19 protein-coding genes are annotated in these 24,334 nt (G+C 59.6%); 7 read left to right on the top strand and 12 right to left on the bottom strand.

The window, feature by feature from the left end; translation table 11 throughout:
• Positions 1-7: 7 nt before the first annotated feature.
• From DEO45_RS02210 to DEO45_RS16440, 6 genes are all read left to right on the top strand, one after another.
• A complete protein-coding gene (locus tag DEO45_RS02210; protein WP_114340725.1) occupies positions 8-841 on the top strand; it encodes an ABC transporter permease in 834 nt (277 codons plus the stop codon).
• Complete coding sequence (locus tag DEO45_RS02205) at positions 831-2,186, top strand: ABC transporter ATP-binding protein (protein ID WP_114340691.1); 1,356 nt, start codon at positions 831-833, stop codon at positions 2,184-2,186. Before DEO45_RS02210 ends, DEO45_RS02205 begins: the two co-directional genes overlap by 11 nt.
• Complete coding sequence (locus DEO45_RS02200) at positions 2,183-4,111, top strand: sulfotransferase family protein (protein WP_114340690.1); 1,929 nt, start codon at positions 2,183-2,185, stop codon at positions 4,109-4,111. The genes DEO45_RS02205 and DEO45_RS02200 overlap by 4 nt, the downstream gene beginning before the upstream one ends.
• A gap of 219 nt (positions 4,112-4,330) precedes the next feature.
• Entirely contained in the window at positions 4,331-6,403 is a 2,073-nt protein-coding gene (locus DEO45_RS02195; protein ID WP_189339656.1) for a glycoside hydrolase family 99-like domain-containing protein, read from the top strand.
• A gap of 6 nt (positions 6,404-6,409) precedes the next feature.
• A complete protein-coding gene (locus DEO45_RS02190; RefSeq protein ID WP_114340688.1) occupies positions 6,410-7,270 on the top strand; it encodes a phytanoyl-CoA dioxygenase family protein in 861 nt (286 codons plus the stop codon).
• A gap of 72 nt (positions 7,271-7,342) precedes the next feature.
• Positions 7,343-7,957, top strand: coding sequence for a hypothetical protein (locus DEO45_RS16440; RefSeq protein WP_147269670.1), 615 nt, complete (start codon positions 7,343-7,345; stop codon positions 7,955-7,957).
• A 76-nt stretch (positions 7,958-8,033) separates the two neighbouring features.
• Here the strand turns inward: DEO45_RS16440 and DEO45_RS02180 are convergent, their stop codons facing one another.
• The 12 genes from DEO45_RS02180 to DEO45_RS02135 all read right to left on the bottom strand — a co-directional run bounded on the left by DEO45_RS02180 (position 8,034) and on the right by DEO45_RS02135 (position 22,752).
• Positions 8,034-8,600 (bottom strand): class I SAM-dependent methyltransferase, encoded by a 567-nt coding sequence (locus tag DEO45_RS02180; RefSeq protein WP_189339655.1) that lies wholly within the window; start codon positions 8,598-8,600, stop codon positions 8,034-8,036.
• Positions 8,601-9,155: 555 nt separating this feature from the next.
• Positions 9,156-9,506: a 4-amino-4-deoxy-L-arabinose-phospho-UDP flippase gene (locus DEO45_RS16435; RefSeq protein ID WP_147269669.1), complete on the bottom strand. Its 351-nt coding sequence runs from the start codon at positions 9,504-9,506 to the stop codon at positions 9,156-9,158.
• Positions 9,507-9,780: 274 nt separating this feature from the next.
• Positions 9,781-10,464, bottom strand: a complete 684-nt coding sequence (locus tag DEO45_RS02175; protein ID WP_114340685.1) for a class I SAM-dependent methyltransferase — start codon at positions 10,462-10,464, stop codon at positions 9,781-9,783.
• 113 nt (positions 10,465-10,577) lie between these two features.
• The gene (locus tag DEO45_RS02170; RefSeq protein WP_114340724.1) at positions 10,578-11,588 is read right to left on the bottom strand and encodes a glycosyltransferase family 2 protein; all 1,011 of its coding nucleotides are present in this window, start codon (positions 11,586-11,588) and stop codon (positions 10,578-10,580) included.
• Positions 11,589-11,660: 72 nt separating this feature from the next.
• On the bottom strand, positions 11,661-14,189 hold the full coding sequence (locus DEO45_RS16430; protein ID WP_147269668.1) for a DUF7657 domain-containing protein: 2,529 nt from the start codon (positions 14,187-14,189) through the stop codon (positions 11,661-11,663).
• Between the two features lie 141 nt (positions 14,190-14,330).
• Positions 14,331-15,275: an electron transfer flavoprotein subunit alpha/FixB family protein gene (locus DEO45_RS02165; RefSeq protein ID WP_114340684.1), complete on the bottom strand. Its 945-nt coding sequence runs from the start codon at positions 15,273-15,275 to the stop codon at positions 14,331-14,333.
• 116 nt (positions 15,276-15,391) lie between these two features.
• Positions 15,392-16,138, bottom strand: coding sequence for an electron transfer flavoprotein subunit beta/FixA family protein (locus tag DEO45_RS02160; protein WP_114340683.1), 747 nt, complete (start codon positions 16,136-16,138; stop codon positions 15,392-15,394).
• A gap of 111 nt (positions 16,139-16,249) precedes the next feature.
• The gene (locus tag DEO45_RS02155; RefSeq protein ID WP_114340682.1) at positions 16,250-18,310 is read right to left on the bottom strand and encodes a glycoside hydrolase family 99-like domain-containing protein; all 2,061 of its coding nucleotides are present in this window, start codon (positions 18,308-18,310) and stop codon (positions 16,250-16,252) included.
• Between the two features lie 50 nt (positions 18,311-18,360).
• Positions 18,361-20,340: a glycosyltransferase gene (locus DEO45_RS02150; RefSeq protein ID WP_189339654.1), complete on the bottom strand. Its 1,980-nt coding sequence runs from the start codon at positions 20,338-20,340 to the stop codon at positions 18,361-18,363.
• 124 nt (positions 20,341-20,464) lie between these two features.
• Positions 20,465-20,758 (bottom strand): HigA family addiction module antitoxin, encoded by a 294-nt coding sequence (locus DEO45_RS02145; RefSeq protein WP_114340680.1) that lies wholly within the window; start codon positions 20,756-20,758, stop codon positions 20,465-20,467.
• Positions 20,758-21,036: a type II toxin-antitoxin system RelE/ParE family toxin gene (locus DEO45_RS02140; protein WP_114340679.1), complete on the bottom strand. Its 279-nt coding sequence runs from the start codon at positions 21,034-21,036 to the stop codon at positions 20,758-20,760. Before DEO45_RS02140 ends, DEO45_RS02145 begins: the two co-directional genes overlap by 1 nt.
• 102 nt (positions 21,037-21,138) lie before the next feature.
• On the bottom strand, positions 21,139-22,752 hold the full coding sequence (locus tag DEO45_RS02135) for an electron transfer flavoprotein-ubiquinone oxidoreductase (protein WP_114340678.1): 1,614 nt from the start codon (positions 22,750-22,752) through the stop codon (positions 21,139-21,141).
• Positions 22,753-22,919: 167 nt separating this feature from the next.
• Here DEO45_RS02135 and DEO45_RS02130 point away from each other — a divergent pair, with 167 nt between their 5' ends.
• Entirely contained in the window at positions 22,920-24,317 is a 1,398-nt protein-coding gene (locus DEO45_RS02130; protein ID WP_114340677.1) for an amidase, read from the top strand.
• Positions 24,318-24,334 lie beyond the last annotated feature (17 nt).

Raw genomic sequence — 24,334 nt, 5'->3', positions numbered from 1 at the left:
TACAGTGATGAGCATGACGGACAACTCGGGTTTTCTGCGTGGTCTGCTTGCTCCATACAAGGCATTAACCTCACGGCGCACGTTGACCTTTGAATTGACCAAACGCGACATCCTGGGGCGCTATCGCGGGGCGAGTTTCGGTCTGTTCTGGTCGCTGCTCAGCCCGTTTCTGATGCTGCTTATATATACATTTGCATTTGGCTTTGTATTTAAATCCAAATGGCCGCATGAAGTGGGTGGTGACCACCCCTATGCGATTATTCTGTATATGGGCCTGATCGTGCATGGCTTTTTTTCCGAGTGTCTGACGCGTTCGCCAACATTGGTCACCAGCAATACCAACCTAGTCAAGCGGGTGGTTTTCCCGCTAGAAATTCTGCCGTGGCCCGTCATGCTGTCGGCGCTTTTCCATGTGGGCATGAATCTGTTGGTGTTTGCCGTGTTGCGTTTGGCTCTGGAACATACGCTATGCCTGAGCATGCTGTGGTTGCCAGTGGTTTTCCTCCCGATGCTTCCGTTAACGTTGGGCGTATGCTGGCTCTTCGCATCGTTTGGCGTCTACCTACGCGACGTAAGTCAGATCACGGGGGTCCTCTCCACCGCCATGCTATTCGTATCTTCTGCGATGATTCCGGTCAATTCGTTGCCGTCCGGTTATCGGGTTTTCTTCGAAATCAACCCACTTACTTTCATCATCGACCAAGCGCGTGTGGTCGCACTGGCCGGACATGTACCCGACTTCGCGGGCTTGGCGATGTACGGGCTGGCTGCCCTTGTTTTCATGTACGTCGGGTATGCATGGTTCATGCTGACTCGCCGGGGATTTGCTGATGTCCTCTGAAATTTCGATACGTGTCGACGCACTCGGCAAGGCGTTTCCGATTTACGATAAGCCGCATCATCGCCTAATGCAGATGATCGCACCTGGTCCGAAAGATCGCTGGTACCGCACGTTCCATGCCTTGAACAACGTGAGTTTTGAGGTGCATCGTGGGGAGACAGTGGGCATTGTCGGGCGCAATGGTTCGGGCAAATCGACCTTGCTCCAGTTGATCTGCGGCACGTTGACACCGTCTGTGGGCTCTGTGCAGGCGCATGGACGCATTGCCGCCTTGCTGGAGTTGGGGGCAGGATTCAACCCTGACTTCACCGGGCGCGAGAATGTTTATCTCAACGGATCGCTGCTTGGCCTGACGCGACAGGAGCTGAATGAGCGTTTCGACGATATCGCTGCCTTTGCCGATATCGGCGAGTTCATCGAGCAGCCAGTCAAGAGCTATTCCAGCGGTATGTATATTCGCCTGGCGTTTGCCGTGGCCATCAATGTAACGCCCGACATCCTTGTAATCGACGAGGCCCTGTCGGTCGGCGATGAGGCGTTCCAGCGCAAGTGTTTCGCCCGTATCGACGCAATCCGTGACGCCGGCGCGACCGTGCTGTTCGTCTCGCATTCTGCCGGTGCAGTGATCGAGTTGTGCGATCGCGCCCTGCTGCTCGATCGCGGCGAATTGATTGCTAAGGGCACACCAAAGCACGTGGTATCGCACTACCACAAGCTCATCTATGCGCCCGCCGACAAGCGAGAGGCGGTGCGCGAATCGATACGGAGCGGCGCAATTGTCGCCCACCGTGCCATGTCTGCCGAATGTGTTGTCGAATCCTCGGAGATTGTGGAGTGCGAGGATGACGCGTGCTTCGAGGAAGGCCTGTTGTCACAAAGCACAGTACGTTATGTCCCCCGTGGTGCAACAATCGAGGATCCTCATATCGAGACGCTGCAAGGGCGTCGAGTCAACGTCTTGCGTCGTGGACAGGAATACGTCTATAGCTACCGGGTGAGCCTGCAGCGCGCCGCCGCCGCCGTGCGCTTCGGGATGATGATCAAGACGCTTGCCGGGTTCGAGTTGGGCGGGGCGGTTTCGGCACCGAATGGCATGAGCGAGTTGGTCGTGGTGCCGGGGCAGTCGTTCGTCGTTCGCTTTCGCTTCCGGGCTCAGCTTGCCCCGGGCACCTATTTCACGAACGCTGGCGTCACCGCGCTCGAGCAAGATGGCGAAACATTCCTCGATCGCGTCGTGGATGCCGTGATGTTCAAGATCATGCCAGATCCCTATCGACTTGGCACTGGAAGCACTGATTTCTTGGTGGATGTCGAGGTTAATGAGCCAGCCAAGGTGCCAGCATGACCACGTCGCGCGCGATCATTGTCCTCGGCATGCATCGTAGCGGCACTTCAGCAATTACCCGCGTGTTGAATCTGCTTGGCGTCGAACTGGGCGGCCGTTTGATGCCTGCGGCGTCTAACAACAACGAGAGCGGATTCTGGGAACATACGGGCGTGGTGGAAGTGCATGACACTCTGTTGCACGCCCTAGACCGCAGCTGGCACGATCTGCGCCCCTTGCCCAATGGCTGGTTGCGCAGCGATGCGGCCCAGGTGGCCAAGGCTAGGCTGTTGGCGTTGATCGAATCGGATTTCTCTGGGACTCCGCTTTGGGCCGTGAAGGATCCTCGCTTGTGCAGGTTATTGCCGCTATGGCGTGAACTACTTCTGGAGGTGGGGATAGAACCCTGCGCCCTGATGGTGTTGCGCCATCCAGATGAGGTGGCTCGTTCCTTGCGTGACCGGGACGGGTTTCCCCTGGAACAGGGTCGGCTTCTCTGGTTGGAACATGTCGCGGATGCTGAGCGCGACTCAAGCGGCTGGCACCGCTGCGTTGTTGCATATGATGATCTGCTGTCCGACTGGCGGTCCGTTATGGGCCGTGTCGGAGCGGGGCTTGCCGTTGACTGGCCCCATCACCCGGATCGTGTGGCCGCGGCGGTGGATACTTTTCTGGACCGCGGTCAACGCCATCATGCAGTGGGTGTCGCGCAAGCGGAAGAACTGCCCGTATTGATCCAGGACGTATACGGTGCCATGCGTGCCGTTGCGCGCGGCGAGGATTCGGGGGGGGGGCTGGCTGCCGCGCTGGATCGATACCGTTCGATGGCCGGCATCTTCGTCAGCGGATTCGGCGCTGAGATCGAAAGCAACCATATCAGGACCGTTGGGCTCGTGGCTGCGATGAAAAGCGATGCGCACGAGCGCAGCGAAGCCATGCTCCTAACCTTGCGGGAAATTGACACTCGGGTCGGTGCGTCGGTAAGTACGGTCGAAACGCAACCCAACGGTGACAGTGCCACGCTTTACTGGTGCGACGACGGAGCTTTCGACGAGGCGCACAAAGTCACAGTGGAAAGGGCGGAACCGATCGGTGGCGAACGGCTGGTCTTTCGCCTGCCGTCGTTGCCGCGGGTTTCCCGGTTGCGGATTGACCCATCAGTCCATCCTGGTCGGTTTGATCTTCTTGGATTGCGCCTCAACCAGATCCCCGTCGAGGATTTCGCCGAACGTGTGGAGCGCGTGAACCAGCTGCGCTTGCCGAGCCAGGGACCTGGGCACGTGGCTATGATCTCCATGAACGACGATCCACACCTCGAGGTGAACGTCGACGACTTGGCCATCGACTGGATCCGAGGAGTGGCCGTGGAAATCGACGTTGTGCGGCAGCATTTACCCAAGGTCGGTTTCGATGAAATTTGGCAGCATGTCCAAGGGGGCATTTGGGCAGGTTACAAACGGTCTATCGCTGATCTGGAGCAGCGCTCGGACGCATTCGCCGCCGGCATGATGGAGCAGCTGCGTACTGGGGAGCAGGCAGCTAGGTCGAATATGTTGAATCAATTGGAAGAATTGTTGCGTTGCGCGGATGCCCGGCTTATCGAACGGCACGATGTGTTCAGTCGCGACGTGGGGAGTCTGCTGGAAAGTGTGGATAACCACACCGCCGACTTGGTCGAGTTACGAAACATGATGAAGCAGCTACGTGCCGAGGAGCAGACATCCAGATCGGATATGCTAAACAAATTGGAAGAATTGTTGCAGGGGGCGAATGCCTTGCATGTCGAGCAGCACGACGTGTCAAGTCGCGACGTGAGGCGTCTTCTGGAGCGCGCGGATGACCATGCCGTCGAATTGGCCGAGTTGCGCAAGGCACTCAAGGCCATGGATGATGAGCGTCGGGGGACGCTACTGCAGCGGATACAGAGGGCGTTTCGTCGACATTGATGTCACCCTTTTGGATAGCGGTTGTAATGTCTCGTCGTGTATGGAATGTGGGGTGTGCAGGAGTAATTGACGATGATGCAGTTGAAAGAGGTGTCCGCAAGGAATGGGTTCATGGCGAGAGGATATGACATTAAGGCTGGGATCATTAGGGGGCTGCGGTGGATATACGTATGTGCCCCAATGTCGCACACCTTGAAAAGGTGGTGTCGTGATGTATTGGTGAGTCGTTCGCTGCATGCTGAACGACTAGTTCGCGCCGTGAGAGCGCTAAGGACGGCGGAAGACGCTGTCCCTGTAATCGAGCCTGAGTCCCAGCAGTGGGTAGATGAGCACGATGCCCAAAATGCTTCCCTAGGTGAGGGGGCTCCTGTGGCCCGGCGGCTCGAGAATAGCCATGCAATGATGAGAAGCATTGGCTATGAAACCCAAGATGTCCTTGCTCTCCCGATGCATGGATGGGCGGCAAAGGTCATGGCCTTCTATCTGCCGCAGTTCCACGCCATTCCGGAGAATGACAACTGGTGGGGAAAGGGATTCACCGAATGGACCAACGTTACGCGTGCGGTTCCTCAGTACGAGGGCCAATACCAGCCACATCTCCCAGGTGAACTTGGTTTTTACGATCTTCGTAACGGTGACGTGCTCCGGCGACAGGCTGAACTTGCTCGGGCACATGGTGTGCATGGTTTCTGCTTCTACTTCTATTGGTTTGCCGGCCACCGTCTTCTTGAAGACCCACTACTGATTTTCCTCAACGATAAGTCGATCGATCTTACATTTTCACTATGCTGGGCTAATGAGAACTGGACGAGGCGATGGGACGGTCACGACCATGACATCCTGATCGGACAAGAACATTCGCCTGAGGATGATTTCGCTTTCATCGATTATGTTGCCAGGTACATGCGGGATCCGCGGTATCTGCGGGTCGACGGTAAGCCGCTGCTTACTGTTTATCGACCAAGCCTTCTGCCGAACGCGCTTGAAACAGCAGATCGTTGGCGCGTGCGTTGTAGAGAGAACGGCATCGGCGAGATCTACCTCGCATTTACTCTATCATTTGATTCATTCGAGCCTCGCGAAATTGGATTCGACGGGGCCATCGAATTCCCTCCAAACAACACATCTCCGCCCAATATCACCCAAGCAGCCTTGCTGCTCAATTCCAATTATTCAGGTGCTATATATGACTGGCGATGCTACGTCGAGCGTAGCAAGTCCTACTCCGACCCTGGATACGATATCTTCCGAGGAGTTTGTCCATCGTGGGATAACGAAGCCCGCAAACCGGGGCGCGGCACATCGCTGAGACACGCTTCGCCGCGGGGATACGAGGACTGGTTGTCCAACGCTGTGCGCGAGACGGTGCGCAGGGTGAAGGACGAAGATAAGAAGCTGGTGTTCGTGAACGCTTGGAACGAATGGGCAGAAGGGGCGCATCTCGAACCTGATGCGCGTCTAGGATACGCATACCTGAATTCGACAACGCGCGCTTTACGTCGAGCTGCTGAGGATGACTGCATGTCTAGGCGCCCTGACAGGGTCGCTGTCGTCGTGCATGTTTTCTACCCAGAACTTCTCCCGGAAATTGTCGATTTCTTGAATCAATGGGAGGTGCCGGCGCGGCTCATCGCTACGACCGTGCATGATAAGCGGGAAACAGTGCAACAGTTGCTATCCGGACTAAAAATGCCTTTCGAGGTCCGCGAATTCGAGAATCGTGGTCGAGATATTCTCCCGTTCCTTAAAGTGGCAAACGAGCTTATTAGTGAGGGTGAGCAACTGGTATTAAAGCTACACACGAAGAAGTCTCTACACCGCCAGGATGGCGACGTGTGGAGGCGTGACTTATTGAGCAAGCTCGCTGCACCCGAAAGGGCTGAGCACGCGTTGGGTATGTTCAATCGAGATCCTTCTCTGGCGGTCATGGCTCCCGCGGGCCATATTCTTTCTATGGATACCTACTGGGGTAGCAATGCAGACTCTGTTCACTACTTGTGCCGACGCATGGGTGTGAAGGGTCCTGATCATGAGATGGCTGCCTTTCCCGCGGGGTCAATGTTTTATGTGCGCCTAGACTCGATCCGCCCGTTGTTGGATTGTCACCTTGACGAATGCGAGTTCGAGCCGGAAAGTGGTCAGCTTGACGGAACGTTGCCGCATGCGATCGAGAGAGTATTTGGTGTGCTAGCAGTCAGTAATGGGGCACGCATGCTGAGCACCGACCACGACGAGAGCGGTCAGCTCGTTGGTTCCAGGGAATATGCTTATGCACAGGCAGCAAAGAACTAGGAGAGCATGTCAATGACGAGTGGTTGGGATCAGTTGATTGAAGAAGGTTACGCGGTAATTCCTTCCGCGGTGGATGTGGGTGTATGCGAGGACGCGTTACGTCAGGTCGATGCGCTCAAAAAAGCGCATGTCGATATAGTAAGCAAAAATGCAGACGAGTTCGGGCATTTGTATCGTGTCGTGAATCTCCACTTGGCATTAGATGGGCTCAAGCGAGCATTCGTTGAAAATCAGCGCGGTTTGGAAGTGTGCGATCGATTCTTCGGGGAGCCTACTTCACTGTATACCACCCTGTACTATGAACGTGGCTCCGAGCAGGACTTTCATCGCGATACACCATATTTCTCCACCAAGCCGGCCGGGAAATATCTAGGCGTCTGGCTGGCATTGGATGACGTGGACGACGAAAACGGCCCCCTTCGCGTCACACCTGGCAGCCATGTTTTGCCTCCTATCAATGTAGAGAAGATGGCGGCGGAAATCTTCCCCGATCCCACCAATATCCCAAGCATGTCCATGGAAGGTTGGAACGCGTATCAGGGCGAGGTACAAAAACAAGCCCGGGAACACGGCCTCATGCAGAAGAACGTACATGTAAGGCGTGGCGACGTTATCATCTGGCACCCGGAGATGCTTCATGGTGGTGCTCCCCACACCAACAAGGTGCGCTCCCGGCGCAGCTTGGTCATGCATGTAACCCCTGCTGGGGTGCCGGTGTATCACATCGACGTGTTCTTCAATCCTTCAAAGAAGGTCCCCACAAGAGCTGGCTGGGAATATGAGGAATTTCAGAAGCGCAAGATAGCCAAGTTCGATCAAGTCGATTTTGGTCATGAGTACGCTGTCTCCATCAATAAGCTTCGTTGATACCGTACTAGAGCATTCCCGCCCCGGTTTGCTCGCTCAGGCAAACGATTCTAGGGGTGCGAGCTGAGCGACATGCCCTTTGCAACCACAATCAACCATCCAATGAGCGCAAATAGAATGTCCAGACAAAGACAGCTCTCCCTCATCGCGACATCGACTCTCCTGACCACTATCCTGTTGGCCGGTTGCGGCGGCAGCGATAATGGAGCCAATACGACAGCCGAACCAGCCAAGGCAGCCAGTGCCTCCTCCGCAGAGGCCGCAGTGACGTCTGCTAACATGTCAACACTTGTGGCCTACACAGCGGAACCTGCAGCCGGCGTGGTAACTACCTGCAACATCGAGAGTTTCGACAACGCATCATTCCAGTCGGCACCGATCGAAGCCGCGCTATCCATGACGCATAGCGTCGGTGGTTGGATTGCTTCGCCGCAATTGTCCTCTCCCAGCTTCTTGCTCCGCTTCGAAGACAAAGCGCAGGGTCACTACTTCCAGGTCCCTGTGAGTTTGTCGGTCGCGCGACCGGATGTCTCTGCCAACAACCCGGGCGTTCCCCTCGTGAGCGGATTCGTTCAGGGGCTTCCAGTGCATGCTGTTCCGGCTGGTCAGTACCACATCTACTTGGCAGTCGAGGCGGGTGGCAAGGTCAGTATCTGCGATAACGGTCGGCACGTGGACTTCAAATGACCCAGACCCCACTTGCATTAATGCAGGTGGGGAGTAAAACCCGGCTGCGCGTGAGAGATTGCGTGGGAAATACAGGTTATTTCCATGCGGCAAGGACGATGGGGAGCATTCGTCCTTCTGTTTCGCTTGGGTGATTGTTTGAGGTGAATCCCGCGATTGGTTCATAGTTGACACCGATTGCCGCGTCCGAATATCCAGCGTCGCGGATATCTGTCAAAAGATCGCACCCGAAATAATGAAAGGTATAGACACCTTCCGGGCGCCATGGATCGCCGTGATACTCGGGTGGCAAGTAGTGCTCAATCGATCCGTCTTTTTGGGGCGCGCCACGCAGTACGTTTCCGGCTTGATAGACGAATAATGGCGTCGTAAACAGGGTGACACCTCCGGGGCGGAGCACGCGGGCTGTTTCTGCCAGTGCACGCCGATAGTCAAAAACGTGCTCCAAAACGTCGTTATGGACGATGGCGTCGAATTCACCGCTTTTATACGAGAGATCCGTTATGGACTCGTGGCGCACCTGTCGCCCATTGTGCGAATAGCACTGACCAGACACCAGAGAATTACCAAGAAATTCTGAACACACCATGCCAGGGAAGTGAGTCCTGGCAAGAGCGGCAAACTCCGTAAGTTCCTCAAGCATCGCTATTTTGCTACTGAAGGTAATCTCGGACAATGCGCATAGTGTGCCAAACAGAAGTCGGCTTCTGTTACCTAAATGACACGATTCGCATACTAGGCCTTCTCTAAGATTGGCATGCTTCCCAAAACGCACGCCCAAGTCCACGAGAAACGTCGTGCTTTGGTCGCAAACCACACAGTACCCAGCGATGTATCGCTTGGATTCAATCCAGCTCTCATAACGAACGCGTTCGTCGAGAGAGACCTCGGCGAACTCTCGAATTTCGGAAGCGCCGCGAAACCATCGAAGCATTTTGCCTCCAAGCTTCTATTGCCTTTGGATTGTTAATGGGCCTTCGTCGAGCGCGTACAAAATCTGTGTGAATAGAACTCAGTTTGTAGTTGAGGAGTTCGCCTCTCAAGCTGAGAGGATAACCCGGTTAAATCCGGGGCGTCAAACACGAATCCTCGATACACTAGCTTCTGTCTCGTATAGAAAGTCGGTTATCTCTCTGTCGATAAACTACTTTTTCACAATCAACCATCTTTTGGATTGAAGATCGGACTATAGTATAGGTTAATTAGCAACTACTGTGATAATTACTCCCATCATAATCAGACAGGTGCCCACCAAGTATTGTGGCGTAATAGTCTCCCCAAATAACCAGTGTGCTCCCAACGGTACCAACACAAAGGCCAGCGCCATAAACGGGTAGGCGCTTTTTAAGGTGACGGTGCGAAGAACCCAAACCCAAGCCAATGTCGATAATGCGTAGAACGCCAAAGAAGGCACCAGGCGCATCAATACCGGCATGGAAAACAATGAGCGGCCTGATGCCCATACTATTGCCGTGGCCCGGAATAACAGCTGGCCAATAACGAGGGATAGGACCACGAAAGCAATGACTAAACTAATACGCAGATTCATGATTTATGTACGATGATGAAGCTGTGAAAGTAAAACGCCTAGTATGATGCTTGCGATTGATGTGATATCAACTCGCCATCTATGGTCGTTGTTGATCGAGTAAATTTCTGCTGCTGTCGAATCATATTATCTGGGTGGATGGGCCTATGTGAAATTCGCCGCGTATTAACTAGGTGATTCGAAATATATCCGACGCTGGCAGTAGATATATTCACAACGGTCCATAATTTAGCAACCAAATTAGCGACAAGGTCATCGAATTGCAATTGCCCCATTACGCTTGAACATGTGCGACATAAAATAAGTTGAGGTCGACAGATGGAACGCGTAGCGGGTACCACCCTTCCTTGGCGGATGGGTAATAATATCGTATGAACGCCACTAGATTTGTAATGGCGTTAACGTGCTCCCTTGCCATCCAGTAGTCGTAATCAATGCCGATAGCTTCGAATTTTCGCCGTGGCCCAAAGTGTCTACCTAAGCGCCAGGCAATGCCTGGATCACAGGGGAGTACGATAGAGACCACGCCGCCCGGCTTGACCACGCGGTGCCATTCGCGAAGAACTTGGTGTGGTTGAGGAAGGTGCTCCAGCACATGGGTGGCTATGAGCCGGTCAAAACTGTTGTCCGGAAAACTGAGGCGCGTAGCATCTTCGCGCCGGACCGTGATTTTCTTGTCTCGATGGGTTTTTTCAGGTCTAACTTGATCAAGCATGGGGGGGTTGAGATCCGTGATGACATACTCATCAAAACTGTGCCGTACCTTGCTGAGGTGAATTCCTGTGCCGGCTCCAACTTCAACGACACGGGAAAAGTGTTGATCAGGACCAAAAGCTTGTTCACACCATACATGGCTTTGGGTAAGCATGCGCGCAGCGAGGCCTTGGTTGTAGTTGGCCACTTCATAAGCGCGTGTCCAACGCTCCATATACTCGTCATAGCTGGGGTCAGGTTTCATGGTTTTCGGTATCCATTGCACATGTTTTGATTCGAAGAAATTTGGCGGAGGAGAAAGATATCCTATCTATTCGTGCCATGCACCTTTAACATATAGCACGTGATTCGTTAGAGTCAATTGCCATAGTTCAGTCGCTGAATGGGTATTTTAGGCTGACTTTCGACATCGTGTGTAATGAACGCGAGCAATAGTTGCAGCCCGCTTAAGAGTGCAAGTGCACCAATGATGACGGTGCCTGTCGGTGTGGCTACGTGCAATCTACTTGAATAAATCCAATGGTAGGAACTAAACAAGGTACCAAACAGCATGAGCAGTGCGCCAAACAGCAATTCAAACGAAGCAGCTGACATATCGCGAAGAAAATAGTTGTAGAAAATCCTCTTCATAAAGTTACGAAGATGCTTGCCCAAAAATTCGAAGAACACTCCTGAAATACTAAGGCTACTCACCTCGTCCGCGTATTTTGCATCCATGGGAACGTCCACCACTACACCGTGGGCTAAGTTAAGACGGAACAAAAGGTCTGTTTCGAAAAAGTAGCGTGAGCTAATTTTCTCCAAATCCAGCACCGAAAGTGCGTCCCGGTGAATGGCGGTATATCCGTTGGTCGGATCGAAGATGTTCCAGTACCCCGTAGACAGCTTATTGAGGAATGACAATCCAGCATTGCCAAGAATTCTCATTCTGGGCATGCTTGCGACGCTCTTCAAATGGTAAAAACGGTTGCCCTTGGTATAATCGGCCTCTCCGAACGCAATGGGTGCCAGGAAGTACTTGATCAAGGTGGGATCCATTTGGCCATCACCATCGATCTTGACGATGATGTCCATGCCATCGGCTAGTGCTTGGCGATATCCGCTAATAACGGCGCCCCCAACCCCCTGATTCTGCTCATGACGTATGATACGTACCCTTGGGTCCGTACAGTGTTGACTGACCCAGTTGCCACTTGACTCCGGGCAGCAGTCATCTACAACGTAAATGGCCACGCATTCCGAACCGATCGCGCTTATGACATCAAGAATGTGCTTCCGAACTTTGTAGCACGGGATTACGACGGCAATTTGTTTAGAACAAATCTCGTCGAGATTTTTAGGAGGTTTTGTACTATTGCATAGTGCCATATCAACTTCCATATGCAGAGGGCCGCTTGTCGGCAGTTAATTTAGGGCTATACATCGGAGAACGGTAGATCATCAGGAGCCGGCACCCGTAGTTTGCGGGACATGTGCTCCACATGGATCTCCAGCTGCATGTAGGGCAACGGTGCCAACCTTTGGATCACGAGCCAGAACGCAGAGCTTCGAAGGGTCAAAGGTTACGTTATCTGATGTCTGTAAATGGATGGTAAACCCCGACATACCCCAGTTTTCGCCAATGACTTTGATGAGATCTTGCCGATAGGTTCGTCGCAACGATAGTGACTTGACGTGGGCGGGTGAAATTACGTTCACCGATTGTCCCTCCTCCAAGACGAAGGGTAGCCATCCTGCTATATCGATATCGAGTAAACCGGCAGTTCCGCTGTGGACGTTCACCGTGTCGACGTAGCCTTTTCCATCGATGGCCTTATACGCACGCACAGGTGGCCATTGTGTGGTGAAATGAGCAATTGTCAGATTGGGGATCCGGTAATCACCGCGTTTTGGGTCAATACTCGCAAGCTGGAGTGCGTCGTTAGCATCAGGTTGCCTAGTTTCAAAAAACGCCCTGAATCCAGAAAGGCTCATGGTCGTATCTTTCAGTGTCTTCGACACATCGGGACGTAGATCGCGGGCCAGCCCCGTGGGAGTGAGGGAAACGCCGTTGAAGGCAACTTTCTGCTCGTCGTTTACAGATGTGAAGTTACCCCACCCAGCTATCTCAATAGCATAGTGCCCGGGCGAAGCTTCAATGATGGAATAGCTGTCGATTGAGCCATTCCATGGTAATGAATCTTCGATTGTTTTCGCGACCACACGGTCATTGCGAGCAAAGTGCTGCAACGGTACAAAGAGTTTGTCGCCTGTGACGGAGGGTTCAGCTTGGAAGGTCGGGATGATGTGTGCATAGCGATTGAAATCATTGTTCTTGGTAAAATCTGACAGATCAGGGAATTCGTGCGCGAAAAAGACCTGTTGAGGACTCATAGGTGTATCGTTTATAGCTTCAATTCCGAGACCATTGATCGTTGCGCCGTACCAACCGTTCAAATACACCCAACCTCTAGCGTCAATTCTTTCCAGTCTCTGCAGGTCTTTTATCAAATCGGTGTCGTGTTGATTGAAGATGGGGGTAGCAGACTGGAGTGGATTGAATGTTCCAAAGGTCAAAGCGTTGCATGCGGCTGAGGCTGCAAGGAGGAGGGCGCCCGCGGGTACCGTCCGCTTCAGGAGGTGGCCTGCGATAATGGCTGCGAGAGAAAGCGGGATGATGAGGAAATCAAACCAGCTTTGAGGCAGCGACGACAAGGGCAACTGGCTCTTTGCTAGCAGGAAGCTAGCCGTGACGCATACCACAAAAGTGACCAGCCTAGGCCCTGTGATCGCCCAGCGCAGCTTGGGAAGTAAGGCCAGAATCGCAATGTGGACGATGAATCCGAAGGCAAGAAGCATCCTGCGTGGTGGCATCATGTGGAGGAGTGCCAGACGGCCTACCCACGCTGGAATGGGAAGAAGCATCCATGCGCAGCAGAAAGCAGCAGCAGCTAGGAAGATGATTGTTGTTCGCTTGTTAGAGCGGATGTTGTCAATCAACGATCTGCCTTCCGCAAAACATAGGACTAGGAGTGCTAGAAAGCTGCTAACGGTGCCAGCTTCGCACTCGTTGATCGCATCAGGATAGATGGGGGTCGGATCGAACTGCAGCGTATTGATGTAAGGCAGTAACGTGGCAAGGACTTGTCTTATAGAAACCGTGCCGCCCGAGACCGAACGCTTTCCCGGATACACGGTATTCCTCATGATCTCCACCATGTCATGCATGTAGTAGAAGACCAAGGCGCCGGCTACCAAGGCGCCCAGCACTGCGGCGAGGATGTTTTTCACCTTCAAGGCATCAGGTTTCAGTGCGAGGATGGCGGTAGCCATAGCAAATGCCATCCCATAGAGAAATGGTGGATACAGAAGGCCAAAGAACCAAACTGCAACGCTGTAGAGCACGAGTAGCGCGCGCACAACGAAAGAAGAAGGTCGAATAAAGGCGATTGCCACCCAAGGAGCGAACGCGAAGGACGCTGCATTGGTCGTCCACCACACTTGTATGAAGTGTGAGAAGAACAACAACAGTGCGCCAAGAATCGCGTATCTGCTGTCTATTCCCAGGATGCGAAAGAAGAGACACCACCCTCCCAGAAAGGCGGCTGCTAGTACCGCAAAGTATAGAGAGTAGGCGTAGTCCGCTCGTAGTAGAAGGAAGCCCCAGAGCTGGGGTTTGAATATCACTGACCAATCTTTGGTCGGGAATGCCATAAAGTTCTTCATGGACTCCCGGTACGGCGAAATTTGCTCTACATTTTTTAGGCCGCTTAGAACGGCCATTTGGAAATGCGGCGTCTGAACAGAGTACTCGTCGGAGCGGATGGGGCGGGCTGTGCCAAGGATTGGATCACCATTCGTGATACCAATTGAATGCAGGACAACCGCGTACGACGATGGCGTCCACGCATTCGACACATACACAAAAAAAACGAGCGCAAATGCGGCCCAAGTGGCCCAATGAAAACGTGGATGTGACATCTTGATCATTGATCAATTCTTCCGTGCGATCAGTTCTAGAAAATGCGTTGCGGATGCTTAGAGAAATTCCGTGAATTTTACGGGTACTGAAACGATAAAGCCCAGAACTTAGCTCTGGGCGTTATTAAGCTGATCGTTAGAGTTCTTTGTTCAGTCTATCGCGTTCTCAATATCTGGGATCAGCTTGAACAAATCCCCCACCAGCCCGAAATCCGCAACCTCAAAGATCGGTGCCTCGCTGTCCTTGTTGATCGCGACGATGGTGCCGGCGTCCTTGATGCCGGTGAGGTGCTGGATGGCGCCGGAGATGCCAATGGCGATGTACAGCTCGGGAGCGATGATCTTGCCGGTCTGGCCGACCTGCAGGTCGCTGGGCACGTAGCCGGCGTCTACGGCGGCACGCGAGGCGCCGACGGCGGCACCAATCTTGTCCGCGAACTTGAAGATGATGTCGAAGTTCTCCTTCGAACCCACGCCGCGGCCGCCGGAGACCACCTTGCTGGCGCTCTGCAGGTCGGGGCGGTCGCTGGCGCCCTGCTTCAGTTCGACGAAGCGGGTGTGCGCGGGTAGTGCGATGTCCGGGGCCAGCGCCTCGACCGGTGCGTTGCTGGCGCCGGTAGCGGCGGCTGGCCAGGAGGCCGAGCGGATGGTGGCGACCACAGCGTGGGCGGGATTGGCCTCGACTGTGATGATTGCGTTGCCGGCGTAGATCGGGCGCTTGAAGGTGTGTGCACCTTCCACGCTCATCACATCACTGACCTGGGCCACGCCGAGCAGGGCGGCCACGCGCGGCGCGACGTCCTTGCCGAAGGTGGTGGAGGGCACGAACACGTGGCTATAGCCGGTGGCGACCTTGGCGATTTGCGGCGCCAGCACGGCGGCCAAGGGGTGCGCGTTCTCTGGCCCGGCCACAGTGAGCACGCGGCTCACGCCGTCGATCTTCGCCGCCTCGGCGGCGATCGCGTCGACGCTGTCGGCCAGCACCAGCACGTCGATCGCTTCGCCTTTCACCGCAGCAGCGGCGCTCACCGCGCGCGCGGTGGAGGAGTTGAGTTTGCCGCCGAGGTGCTCGGCGATGACCAGGACCTTGCTCATGTATGTCTCCGAAGCTTTTGTGTTCTGCAGGAGCCCGTTTGCGGGCGATGCTCCTGCTCTGAATCTCATAAAGAAAGAGCGTCGCCCGCGAGCGGGCTCCTACATCCGGAATTGGGTTACAGCAAGCCTTTCTGCTTCAACGCCGCGACCAGCTCGGCCGCGTCCTTCACCATCACTCCCTTGCTGCGCTTGGCCGGTGCCGCGTAGTGCGTGGTTTTCAGGTGGTCGTGCGCTTCGACGCCGAGCGAGCCGAACTCGATCGTGTCGATCGGCTTGGACTTCGCCTTCATGATGTCGGGCAGCTTGATGAAGCGCGGCTCGTTGAGGCGCAGGTCGGTGGTGATCACCGCCGGCAGTTCGGCCTCGATCACTTCCAGGCCGGCGTCGATCTCGCGGGTCACCGTGGCCTTGCCAGCGGCGATCTCCACCTTGCTGGCGAAGGTGGCCTGCGGACGGTCCCACAGCGCGGCCAGCATCTGGCCGGTCTGGTTGGCGTCGTCGTCGATGGCTTGCTTGCCGAGGATCACCAGGCCGGGCTGTTCCTTCTCGACCAGCTTTAGGAACACGCGGGCGGCGGTCAGCGGTTGCACGGCGTCGCTGGTGACCACATGGATGGCGCGATTGGCGCCCATTGCCAGGCCGTTGCGCAGGTGGGCGGTGAGGTCGGCCGGGCCGATGCTGACCACCACCACTTCCTCGGCCACGCCTTTCTCGCGCAGGCGCAGCGCCTCTTCCAGTGCGATGTCGTCGAACGGGTTGGCGGACAGCTTGACGCCGTCGGTGACCACGCCGCTACCGTCGGGCTTGACCTGGATACGCACGTTGTAGTCCACGACGCGCTTGTAGCCGACCAGAATTTTCATCTGCGATTCCTTGACTCGGGAGCCGCCCCTGCCGGGGCGCGGAACGTTCATTCTACCCGGCCTCAAACATTCGTACGAACCAGGCGCCGCCGCGGCGTGGCGTCGCGGTGTTCAGCCGCTGCGCTGCGCGTAGGGATAAGGCTGGGGCCGGGTTTCGACGAGGCCGAGCAGGGCGGCGGCGTCTGCGGTGCGGAAGCCGCCGGCGCCGGCGGCGAGGGTGAGCACGCGCTCGACGGCGTGGGCCAGGGTGCCGTCAAGCTGGCCCGCTTCGGGCTCGAATTCCTCCATGCCGAGATGGGCGTCCAGCAGCGGGCGCAGTACGGCCGGGCGCAGCCACAGCATGCTGCCGGCGATGAAGCGTTCGTCGCAATCCTGGGGGGAGGGAATACCGAGGCGACAAGTCAGATACTCGACGTTGGCACGATTGGCGCCCCAATAGTGACCAAGCAACTGCAAGTGGCCCTCGGCGTACACCAGGCCCAGCGTGGCGTCGTCGCGGAAGGCAGTTGCGATGCGTGCAGCGCGTTCGGGCGCGAGCAGCTTGTCGAGCAGTTCGCGGCGCCAGGTCTCGCCGTCCTGGCGATGGGTTGAGCGCTTGCCGTGCAGCTTTAGCACGGTGGTGACGCCTTCGTCGAGCAGGCGGTTGGCCACGTGCAGGAACGGCAGGATGTCGCGGCCGCGGTTCTCGAACACCTCGATTTCGGCGTCGAGGCCGAGCTGCGCCACTTGTTCGCGCACGGCCTTTTCGCGCTCGTGAGCGGTGGTGATGACGATGCGCCAGTCGATGCCGCTGGCGCGCAACGCTGCCACCAGTTCATCCAGCAGTTCGGGATACCAGACGTGGATCACCGCGCAGGGGCGCGTATCGGCGGCCGGCGCGGGCTGCAGCGCGGCACGGGTGGCCTCCAGCCAGGCATGGCCGAGCCGGCTGTCCGGTTCCAGCACGGCGCCTTCGGCCCATTCGTTCCAGGCGTTGACGAAGACCAGCGGCTGCGCCGGAAAGCGCCGCTGCGCGGCACCGACGGCATGGCGCAGCCAGTCGCGGTAGCCGCGTGGCGAGGCATGCGCGAACACGCGGCCGCCGCCGCTGCGCCGCGGCTCGTTGTCCCAGCCAGGATTGACGCCGGGGTAGCGCGGATAGGCGGGCTCGGGTTGTGCCATCGACTGCCGGGCTAGCTCGCGCCAGTCGTGCACGTCGCCGCGGTAGTCCGGGTTGAGCAGGTGCTGCCGCGCGGTGATCGGCGCGAGCGTGGTGTTGTTCGGCGGGAATTCCACTGCGGCGTCGAAGCCGATCGTGCGCGGGTCGGCCCGGTCGAAACTCTGCACATAGGCCAGGTGGATCTCGCCGATGCCGTTGGCACGACACCATTCGCGCCAGCGCGTGGTGGTCGCCTTCGGGTCCGGCAGCAGGCCCGGGCGGTAGACCAGCAGCAGCGGCTTGCCGTCGACGCGCAGGTAGCGCGGTTCGGCGAGATATCGCGCGATGTGCTCGATGAAGGCGAGGTCGTCGGCGGGGCTGTGCTGCTGGCCGATCAGTATGTCGTCGGCGCGGCCATCCCAGCGCCGCGACCAGTTTTCGTTGGCCCAGCACAGGCACAGCGGCAGGTCCAGCGTGGGGTCGGCCAGCCATTGCTGCAGCGGCGTTTCCAGCAGGGTCTTGCCGGCGAACCAGTAGAAGTAGCTGCAGAACGCGCCGACGCCGTATTCGCGGGCCAGCTGCATCTGCCGGCGCATCGTGTCCGCCAGGCGCAGGTCGTAGAAGCCCAGCTCGCCGGGCAGGCGCGGTTGTACATGCCCCTCGAACTGCGGCAGCGCGCGCGTCACGTTGTGCCATTCGGTGAAGCCCTCGCCCCACCACGCGTCGTTTTCGGGAATCGGATGGAACTGCGGCAGGTAGAACGCCACCACCGTGGCTGGCAGCGGCGTCGGCAGCGTGCCGCTGCGCCGTGGGACGAAACCGATCGCGCGCCCGGCGGCCTGGCGGCGAGGCCGATGTTCGGTCTGCGGCACCTCGGCCGACCGACCACGCGGCCCCCGCGGCAGCAGGTAGGCGTGCCGATCCAGGAAGCGTTGGCGCAGCCGGTCGCGCGTGGCGCCCGGCATCGGGGTGAGCCGGAAGCCGGTGCGCAGCACGGTGAACAGACAGCGTTTGGCGAAGTCGCGGGCGGACATGGCGGCTTATCGGTGATGATGGCGAAGCATCGGCGCTGGCGCGTGCGTGGTCAATCCAGCACGCGACGCAGGATGGCGGCGGCTGCTGCTGCAGAGAAATGCTGCTGTACGTTGTCGAGCCCGCGTACGGAGAGCAGTGTCCAGAGCGCGTTGTCGCGCTGCAGCCGCAGGACCGCGTCGACGACGGCGGCGGCATCGTCAGCCACGAGCACGTTCACGCCGTCGGCGAGCTGCATGCCTTCCACCGCGAGGGTGGTGGCGATCACCGGCACGCCGTGGCTCATCGACATGTTGATCTTGCCCTTGACGCCGGCGCCGAAACGCAGCGGCGCCAGCGTGGCGAGGCAGCGGTCCAGCCAGGGTGCCAACTCGGCCACGCGGCCGTGGAATTCGAGACCCGGCGTGGCCAGCTCGTGCCGCGCCGCGTCCGGCATGTCGCCGAGCACGTGCACGCGCAGGCCGGGTAGCGCCTCGCGCAGCTTCGGCAGGATCTCGCCCGCGATCCAGCGGACCGCGTCGCTGTTCGGTGGGTGGCCGTAGCCGCCGATGAAGACCAGGTCGCGCCGCCCCGCGTGCGGCTGCCTGCAGCCATGCACCTCGTGGATGTTGGACAGCAGCTCCACCCGCGCCTGCGGCAACAGCCGCGCCAGCAAGGTCCGCTCGTGCGGGCTGACCACGAAGCTGACGTCGGCCTGTTCGATCAGGGCCAGCTCGCTGCGGCGCGCGGCTTCGGCCTGGCGGGCCATGATGGCGCTGCCGCCGAGTTCGGCGGCGCGCCGTTCGCGCAGGAAGTGCAGGTCCACCGTGTCGAACAGCAGCTTCGCCTGCGGCGCATGCCGGCGCACCAGGCCGGCGTACTGGCCGGCCACGGTGTGCCGGCACAGGATCACCGCGTGCAGTTCGCCGCCGTGCTCGCGCAGCCAGCGCGGCAGGTCAGCCACCCATGGCTTGCACAGCACTTCGCAGCCCAGGGCGCCGAGCGCGTCGATCTCCGCCGGGCTGGCGCGGCCGTCGTCGGGCAGGAAGGCGGTGCTCCAGCCCTGTTCGTCGAGCAGGCGCAGGATCGCGCACAGGCGCAGCGAGCCGGAGTCGCGCGCGGGCTCCGGCGTCATCGCATCCACCACCAGCACGCGGCCGCGCCGGCGCCAGTGGATCGCGCGCTCGAGTGGCGTGCCGGCGGGCGGCTGGGCGGCGAGTTCGGTCGTCCATTTATCGACAAACTTCGCCTGGTTGGGCCGCTGGTGGCGCTTCATGCCGCGGTCGAGGTTGGTGCCGGCGCTGATGCCTTCGCAGTGGATCACCGTGCTGGCCGGCTCGTAGTACACGCGCAGGCCGAGCCGGCGCACCGCGAACGCCAGATCGACATCCTCGTAGTAGGCCGGTGCGTAGCGCATGTCGAAACCGCTGATGCGCTGGAACAGTTCGTGGCGGATCAGCAGCGAGGCGCCGGAGACGTAGTCGACCTCGCGACGGCAGCGGAACAGCGGCATGTCGCGCGGTTCGAAGCGGCCGGTGGTCCAGCAGCTGCCGTCGGCAAACACCAGGCCGCCCGCTTCCTGCAGTCGCCCGTCCGGATACACCAGCCGGCTGCCTGCGACGCCGCAGTCGGCGCGTTCGGCGAAGCAGTCCAGCAGTCCGTCCATCCAGCCGGGCGTCACCTGGGTGTCGTTGTTGAGGAACAGCAGGAATTCGCCGCGGGCCATGGCGGCGCCGGCGTTGCAGCTGCCGATGAAGCCGAGGTTGGCGGTGTTGTGCAGCAGGCGCAGGCCGTCGATCCGCATCAGCGTGGCGGCGCTTGCGTCCAGCGAGGCGTCGTCCACCACGATCACCTCGAACGGCGCCTGCGCGCCATGCCGCACCAGCGAGCGCAGGCAGGCGAGGGTATGCGCAAGCTCGCCGTGGACCGGGATGATCACCGACACCCGCGGCTGCTCGCTGAGCGGCACCGCGAATGGCGTGAACGGTTCGTCCAGCGGCAGCAGCGTCAGCGCTTCATCGAGTTCGGGGCGTGACTGGAACTCCTGCCGCATGCGCGCCAGCGTGCCGCGCCAGCCGCGCAGCGCCAGGCTGCCGCGCGTGCGCTGCCACAGGTAGCCGAGGCGCTTGAGTCGCCAGTGCAGGTTGCCGATCAGCGGACTGTCCTCGATGCCGAAGTCACGCTGTTGCCAAACGAAGCTTGGCCACGCGCTTCAGATCCACGTGCTGGCGCGCAACCCAGAGATCATGGTTGTCCTGCAGCAGCAACCAGCTCTCGGGGGTGCGGCCGATCGCCTTGGAAAGACGCAGTGCCATCTCCGGAGTGACGCGGCTCGTGCCGTTCAGGATGCGACTGAGGGTGGAGGCGGCCACGTCGAGCTTGGCCGCCAGCTCGCGACCACTGATGCCGTTGGGCTCAAGGTAGATGTTCGTGATGAACTCGCCGGGATGGGGAGGGTTGTACATGGGCATCAGTGATAGTCCTCGTAGTTCAGGACGTAGGCGTTCCCGTCCTGGAACTCGAACGTCAGCCGCCAGTTTCCATTGACCGAGACGGCCCAGCGGCCCTGCATCCCGCCTTTGAGCGGGTGCAGGGCGAAGCCTGGCAAATCCATGTCGTCAATGGACTGCGCGGTGTCCAGGGCAGCCAATTGCATTCGCAGCCTCTTGGCATGCGTTGCCTGGACGCCGGCCGTGCTTCCGGTTTCGAAGAGCTTGCGCAAGCCCTTGTGCCGAAACGACTTGATCATATGTCGACATTAGCATGTTGCGCATCACGCAACAAGCGATCGACGCGTGACTGGGCGGTGATGCCGTTGTCTAGATGACGGCCGCCGTGTCTCCACGCCATTTCAAAGATTCTGGTAATTCGGCCCCGAGCCGCCTTCCGGCGTGACCCAGGTGATGATCTCGTACGGGTCCTTGATGTCACAGGTCTTGCAGTGCACGCAGTTGGCTGCGTTGACCTGCAGGCGCTTGCCGTGCGGGGCGCTGGTGTCTGCCACCATTTCGTAGACCGCGGCCGGGCAGAAGCGGGTGCAGGGGTTGTCGTATTCCTCGACGCACTTCGTGGCGCAGATGTCGGTGTCGGCCACGTGCAGGTGGACCGGCTGGTCCTCGTCGTGCTCGGTGGCGGCGAAGTAGACGCCGGCCAGGCGATCGCGTGGCGGCAGCGGGCGCTGCACGTAGTCGCGCTTCGGCTCCTCCTGCTGGCCCAGCTTGTGCAGGCTGGACCAGTCGGCCTTGTTCTTCAGCGTCCACGGCGACAGCCCGCCGGTGACGGTTTCCCAGGCGGCGTTGAGCATGCCGAACCACAGGCCCTTCTTGAACGCGGGCTTGATGTTGCGCACCTTCTTCAGCTCGGCCATCGCGTCCGAGCCGCGCAGCTTCGCGTCGAAGCCGGCCGGGTCCAGGCCGTTCGCGGCCAGGTGCTCGGCGGCGAGCATGCCGCTCCTGATCGCCTGGTGCGTGCCCTTCACCTTGGGCACGTTGAGCAGGCCGGCGGTGTCGCCGATCAAGAGCGCGCCGGGCATTTCGCATTTCGGCAGCGACTGCCAGCCGCCGGTGACGATCGCGCGCGCGCCGGCGGAAAGGATGCTGCCGCCTTCCAGCAGCGGCAGGTTCATCGGGTGGTTCTTCCACTGCTGGAACGCTTCCCACGGCTGGTACGCCGGGTCGCTGTAGTCGAGCCCGCTGACGTAGCCGAGCGCGATGCGGTCCTTGTCCAGGTGGTACATGAAGCTGCCGCCATAAGTATGCGTGTCGGCGGGCCAGCCGAAGCTGTGCACGATCTTGCCCGGGGTGACGCGGCCGGGCGGCAGCTGCCACAGTTCCTTGATGCCGATGGAATAGCCCTGCGGGTCGCTTTCCTTGTCCAGCGCGAAGCGCTTGACCAACTGCTTGGTGAGGCTGCCGCGCGCGCCTTCGGCCAGCACGGTGACCTTTGCCTTGATGTCGATGCCCTGGGTATAGCCGCTCTTGTGCGTGCCGTCCTTCGCCACGCCCATGTCGCCGATGCGCACGCCGGCGACCGAACCGTCCTCGTTGTAGATGTTTTCGGCGGCGGCGAAGCCGGGGAACACGTCCACGCCCAGCGCCTCGGCCTGCGGTGCCAGCCACGCGCACATGGCGCCCAGCGAGACGATGAAGTTGCCGTGGTTGCGCATGCCCGGCGGCACCACCGGCAGCTTGCGCCCGCCGGTCTTGCTGAGCAGCCAGAACTCGTCCTCGCCGGCGGGCACGCAGATCGGCGGTGGGTTGTCGCGCCAGCCGGGCAGCAGCGCGTCCAGCGGCTGCGGCTCGATCACCGCGCCGGAGAGGATCTGCGCGCCGACCGTCGAGGCCTTCTCGATCACGCACACGCTCGTTTCCGGCTTGATCTGCTTCAGGCGGATCGCGAACGACAGGCCGGCCGGGCCGGCGCCGACCACGACGACGTCGTATTCCATGGTTTCGCGTTCGCTCATGGCGGAATTCCTGATGCGGGTGAAGGTGCCGGTGTTTGCCGTGCGTGCGGGTATGGACCCGGACCGCCATTGTCCGTTTTCGGGCGGCGGGCGGCAACGCGTGCTGCGCTACCGCTTGCAATCGATTCACCGGAGGCGGCGATAATCGGGGAACCCGAGGAGTGTCCATGAATTCGATGCCGCCTATCGCCGACCTCGACCTGCGCCGTGCCTCGCTGTGCCAGCTGCTGCACTGGCTGGCGGTGGGCCGGGTACAGCCGCGGGTACTGGCCGATGTCTACCAGCAGGCCATCGAGCGGATCGATCCCGGGCTGCATGCCTATGTCGACCAGCGCTCCGGCCTGCTGCAGGATCAGGCGGAACTGGCCGACCGGCGTCGCCGCGACGGCGTGATCGGCCGGCTGGACGGCATCCCGATCGCGCTGAAGGACAATTTCGACATTGCCGGCTGGCCCACCCGGGCCGGCTTGCCCGGCCGCGGCCGGCCGGTGCAGGAGGATTCTCACGTGGTGGCGCGGCTGCGCGCCTCCGGCGCGATGCTGCTGGGCAAGACCAACATGGACGAGGGCGCGCTGGGTGCGGTCACCGACAACCCGCATTTTGGCGCCACCCACAACCCGTATCGCCACGGCTACACCGCCGGCGGTTCTTCCGGCGGCGCCGCGGCGGCGGTGGCCGCGGGGCTGGCGGTGGCCGCGGTCGGTTCGGACAGCCTCGGCTCGATCCGCATCCCGGCCAGCTATTGCGGCGTGTATGCGCTGAAGCCCACTCACGGTGAGATCTCCACCCGCGGCATGCTGCCGGCCGCGCGCCGGCTCGACGCGGTCGGCCTCTTGGCGCGCAGCGTGGACGACCTCACCGTGCTGCTGCAGGTGCTGGCCGGCTACGACGCCGACGACGCGCGTTCGCGCCGGCGCCGGGTCGCGTTCGCGCTGCCGGACTGGGAGCCGGGCAACCTGCGCACCGGCCTGCTGCCCGATCTTGCCGCGCTGGGCGTGCAGCCGGAAGTGATCGAGGTGTTCGAGACGGCGCTGGCGAAGCTGCCGCATGCGCTGGGCGAGCTGCGCACGGTCGACTTCGCCGACTGGGATTTCGCCCGCACCCGCCGCGCCGGCCTGCTGCTGATGGAGGCGGAGATGCTTGGCACCTTCGCCGCGGACCTGGCCAGCACCGAACGCCCGGTCTCGGAAAACTTCCGCCGCCTGCTCGGCTACGCCGCCGGCAAGAGCGCCGCCGACTACGCCAAGGCCGACCGCGTGCTCGACGCGGCCACGCTGAAGATGCGGCGGCTGTTCGCCCAGGTCGACGTGCTGGTGCTGCCCACCACGCCGCAGGGCGCATTCCCGCTGGACGGCCCGGTGCCGGATTCGCAAGCCGACCTCACCAGCTTCGCCAGCCTGGCCGGTTGCCCTGCGGTGAGCCTGCCGATGGGCACGCTGCCCAACGGCATGCCGGTGGGCCTGCAACTGGTCGGTGCGCGCGGCTCGGACCTGCGCCTGCTGGAACTGGCCGCGGTGTGCGCGGCCACGCTGGATGCCGAGCCGGTATATCCGGCGATCGCCTGACGTGCGTCGCGCACCCT

The organism is Rhodanobacter denitrificans (assembly GCF_003335105.1).
In the GTDB taxonomy this organism is placed as follows: Bacteria; Pseudomonadota; Gammaproteobacteria; order Xanthomonadales; family Rhodanobacteraceae; genus Rhodanobacter; species Rhodanobacter denitrificans_A.
This window is presented reverse-complemented; position numbering and strand designations above follow the sequence as displayed.